3 protein-coding genes and 1 pseudogene are annotated in these 3,500 nt (G+C 69.3%); 2 read left to right on the top strand and 2 right to left on the bottom strand.

Features of this window, described 5'->3' with window-relative positions; translation table 11 throughout:
• The first annotated feature begins 181 nt into the window (after nucleotides 1-181).
• Nucleotides 182-352 carry a hypothetical protein gene (locus tag ABT085_RS45105; protein WP_351622694.1) on the top strand — a complete coding sequence of 57 codons (171 nt, stop codon included), beginning with the start codon at nucleotides 182-184 and terminating at the stop codon, nucleotides 350-352.
• A gap of 96 nt (nucleotides 353-448) precedes the next feature.
• Here ABT085_RS45105 and ABT085_RS45100 read toward each other — a convergent pair.
• A pseudogene (locus ABT085_RS45100) lies at nucleotides 449-1,070 on the bottom strand (L-threonylcarbamoyladenylate synthase); the annotation flags it as partial.
• A 456-nt stretch (nucleotides 1,071-1,526) separates the two neighbouring features.
• On the opposite strand from ABT085_RS45100, the gene ABT085_RS45095 reads away from it, so the two are divergent.
• On the top strand, nucleotides 1,527-2,498 hold the full coding sequence (locus tag ABT085_RS45095; protein ID WP_351622691.1) for a ferritin family protein: 972 nt from the start codon (nucleotides 1,527-1,529) through the stop codon (nucleotides 2,496-2,498).
• Nucleotides 2,499-2,599: 101 nt separating this feature from the next.
• On the opposite strand, the gene ABT085_RS45090 is transcribed toward ABT085_RS45095, so the two are convergent.
• Nucleotides 2,600-3,154, bottom strand: coding sequence for a DUF2231 domain-containing protein (locus ABT085_RS45090; RefSeq protein ID WP_351622689.1), 555 nt, complete (start codon nucleotides 3,152-3,154; stop codon nucleotides 2,600-2,602).
• Between the last annotated feature and the right edge of the window lie 346 nt (nucleotides 3,155-3,500).

Here is a 3,500-nt window from a genome sequence, read left to right as displayed (position 1 = left end):
CACTGCTACGGCTGGTCACCGCCGTGCTCTTCGAAATGCACGACGAGTGGATCGCCTTCCCCCGCCGCTACCTTCCCGAAGGCAGCATGGACCAGTTCTACTCCGCCGAGCTCCCCGAAAGTGCCCCCGCACTACCCAACACCACCAACACAACCGCCGATTGATCGGCTACACCAAAACAATGGACACGACCGACATGATGATGGTGGCCCGCTTCCAGTGGGTGGCCAGCGGAGACCCGTCCACGGTGGCACCGGCGGTGCTGCAGGCATGCGGACTCCCGCCCCTCGCCCGGCGGGCTGCGTGGCCGGTGCGAACGGGCAGCGAGCTGGATCCCAGCGGGTCCGCTTGAGGGGCGCCCCAAGACGGGGAGACGAACTGGTGAGCCCGGAAGTCGCCAATGGTTGATCTTGTATCTTCTGGCAGGCAGCCACCGAGTCAACCTAGTTCAAACGCCGGGGTGGGCGTACCGCTCCAGGGAGCGGACAGAGGCGTGGCGGGAGCGGGCCAGCAGCATCGGGGTGGAGGTGTCGCCCTCCGCGTCGTGCGTGAACGCGGAGTGCCACAGCCTGTGCAGGGTCCAGCCGTCCAGGTCCTCAATGTCCTCGGGTGAGGCGAGCGGGTTGGCCAGCAGCCGGGTGTTCTCCTCAAAGATCTCCTCGGCCCGACGCACCAGCACCGCTTCGAGGTCCTCGCGCGTCACCCCGCCCGGCCGCAGGATGGTGGGGATCTCGCTGGTGGCGTCGACGATGGTCGACTCGACACCGACCTCGCAGGGGCCGCCGTCCAGCACGAAGTCGACGGCGTCGCCGAGCTCCGCACGGACGTCGTCCGCGGTCGTGCGGCTCACCGAGCCGAAGCGGTTGGCGGACGGGGCCGTGACACCGCCGCCGAAGGCCGACAGCAACGCGAGTGCCACGGGATGGTCGGGCACCCGCACGGCCACCGTCTCCAGGCCGCCGGTCGCTTCGAGCGGCACCCGGCGACCGCGCCGCAGGACCAGCGTGAGCGGCGGGTCAGAAGCGTGCGGCCAGCAGGCGGGCCGTCGCGGGTACCTCCTGGACCCAGTCACGGTCCACTCCCCACGGGCATGTGCCTCCAGTCCGCGCTGGTGCACGTCAACGCCCGGCTGCTGCAACAGGTCCTGAGGTCCTGACCGAGCCGGAGTGGGCGGAGAGGTTCACCGCAGGGGACCGGCGCGCTCGGGCCGCCCTGTTCTGGTCGAACATGAACCCGTACGGCACGTTCCGTCTGGACATGGACAAGCGTCTGGAACTGCCGCTGTCCGCCGTGGTTCCCGGCCCGCGCCGGGCAGCCGAGGACGCCGCCCGCCTGGCCCTCGACGTTCCAGCCTCACCCCTGCAGGCCGGAGTCGGTAGCCGTCTCACTAGCCGCTGGCGCCGGACCCGAAACTACTCTCTGCATTCACTCGGATGGGTGGTGTGAAGGGGCGGTGGTGTGCACGTGCGGGTGGCATGGGTCGAGGCGTGCGCACCCGGACGGGTGCGCCCCGGAAGGAGGACATCGTGTTCCGCCATTCGACACGTACGTTCGCAGTGAGTCTGTGCGCCCTGGCCGCGGTGGCGCCGGCAGTCCCGGCTCTGGCCTTGGCCCCGGCCGGGGGTCCACCGTCCCCGGCGCCGCACACCGCCGCCCGTGCTCTCCGCGCACAGACGCTCGCCGACCTGGCCACCGGCATGAAGGGTGAGGCGTACGCCTACGCCGCCTACAGCCTCTTCGCCGCCGAGGCCGACCGCCAGGGCCTGCCGGCAGTCGGCAAGCTCTTTCGCAGCACGGCGCAGACGGAGCTGAACGAGCACCTGCGCGAGGCGGCCACGCTCGCCGGCACGGTCGGCACGAACGCGGCCAACCTGCGCCAGGCCATCAACGGCGAGACGTACGAGCACCAGGTCATGTACCGCCGCTTCGCCAGCCAGGCCCGCGCGGACGGGGACCTCGCAGCCGCCGAGCTGTTCACCGAGATCGCCGCGGACGAGGGCCGCCACCGCGACGCCTACCGCACTGCGCTGACAGCGGTGACCACCGGACACGGCACCATCCCCGCACCGCCGACGGCCAAGACGGTCTCGGTCCCCGCGGGACTTCCGAAGGTCAAGGCCACCCGCACCCGGACCAACCTCGACACCGCCATGCACGGCGAGGCACTCGCCCACGCCAAGTACATGCTCTATGCCGCCCAGGCACGGCGGACGGGAAACCCCGCACTGGCCCGACTCTTCGAGGGCACCGCCGGGGTCGAGCTGCACGAGCACTTCGCAGGCGAAGCGGTCCTGGCCGGCCTCGTCCGCACGACGAAGGCGAACCTGAGCAAGGCCATCACCGGAGAACACAACGAAGCGACCACCCTGTACCCGGGATTCGCCAGCCGAGCCACAGCCGTCGGTGACACCGCCGCCGCCACCTACTTCCGCGACACTGCCGCCGACGAGGCCAAGCACTCAGCCGCCTTCCAGCAGGCACTCAACCAGCTGCGCTGATTCCCGGCCGAACCGCGAGACCGGCCGGACACAAGGCGAGAACGCCCGGCCGGTCAAGCTCCCCCATGTGCCACCAGGCTGCCTGGGACACGGCTGCCGAGTCACCCCCCAGCGCCGGTCCCGCTCGTCGAGAACCGGCCGTGCCAGACCGCCTTCGCACCCGACTCCCCGATCCGGTACACCTCCACGGCAGCACCAACAGCCACGACCAGAGCGAGCACCAGCACCGCCGCGCGCACCGGAACGGAAGCAGCCCACCGGACCACGGCGGACGCCCCACCATCGCCGGAGCTCCCGCCCGCACCTCCGCGCTCACGCTGCCAGCGGGAGCCCGCACGGTTGAGCAGCCAGACGGCGACCGTCAGGACAAACAGGGCGATCACCCACGCAGTGAGACCAGAGCCCATCTCCGCATGCTCTTCCACCAGCGAAGTCTCCTGTACATGCTCCTCCAGCCACTCGCCGGATTCGGTGGTCAGCACCACCAGGACAAGAGTGACCAGCCCCAGCGCCGGCAACACCCAGCCGAGCCTGCGCGCCGCCGAGGACCACAGCGCACAGACCACGAGCGCCAGCGCCGTCAGCGGGGCCAGCACCACCGCACCGTGCACAAAGAGCGGATGGCCGGGAAGGCCATTGATCAGCCCAACCTCCACGAGGTCTCCTTCGAAGGGTAGATTTCTACCCTTCCCGGATCATGTGGCTGATGATTCTGCATGTAGATATGTACATGCATATGGAGCAGGGCCTGAGATGGACCTTCACTGTCGCGCGCGACGGCGGTGGCGTATGTCCCTGGTCCTGCCCCCACACCAGCACGGCCGGCGGCAGAGCCTGACGCCGATGGCGCTGCTTGACCACGAGCACACAGCGGGCATCGTCGTCGTGGCCGACTTTGCGGTACCAGCTAGTGTGATGCGCCAGAAATCCTGAGGGTTAGTTCTGCTCTGTTTTCTGGCCGGTGGTTCCGACCTTGGTGAGGTAGTCGGCGAGGGAGTTGAG

This window comes from Streptomyces sp. NPDC002265, from assembly GCF_040296125.1.
GTDB lineage: Bacteria > Actinomycetota > Actinomycetes > Streptomycetales > Streptomycetaceae > Streptomyces.
This window is presented reverse-complemented; position numbering and strand designations above follow the sequence as displayed.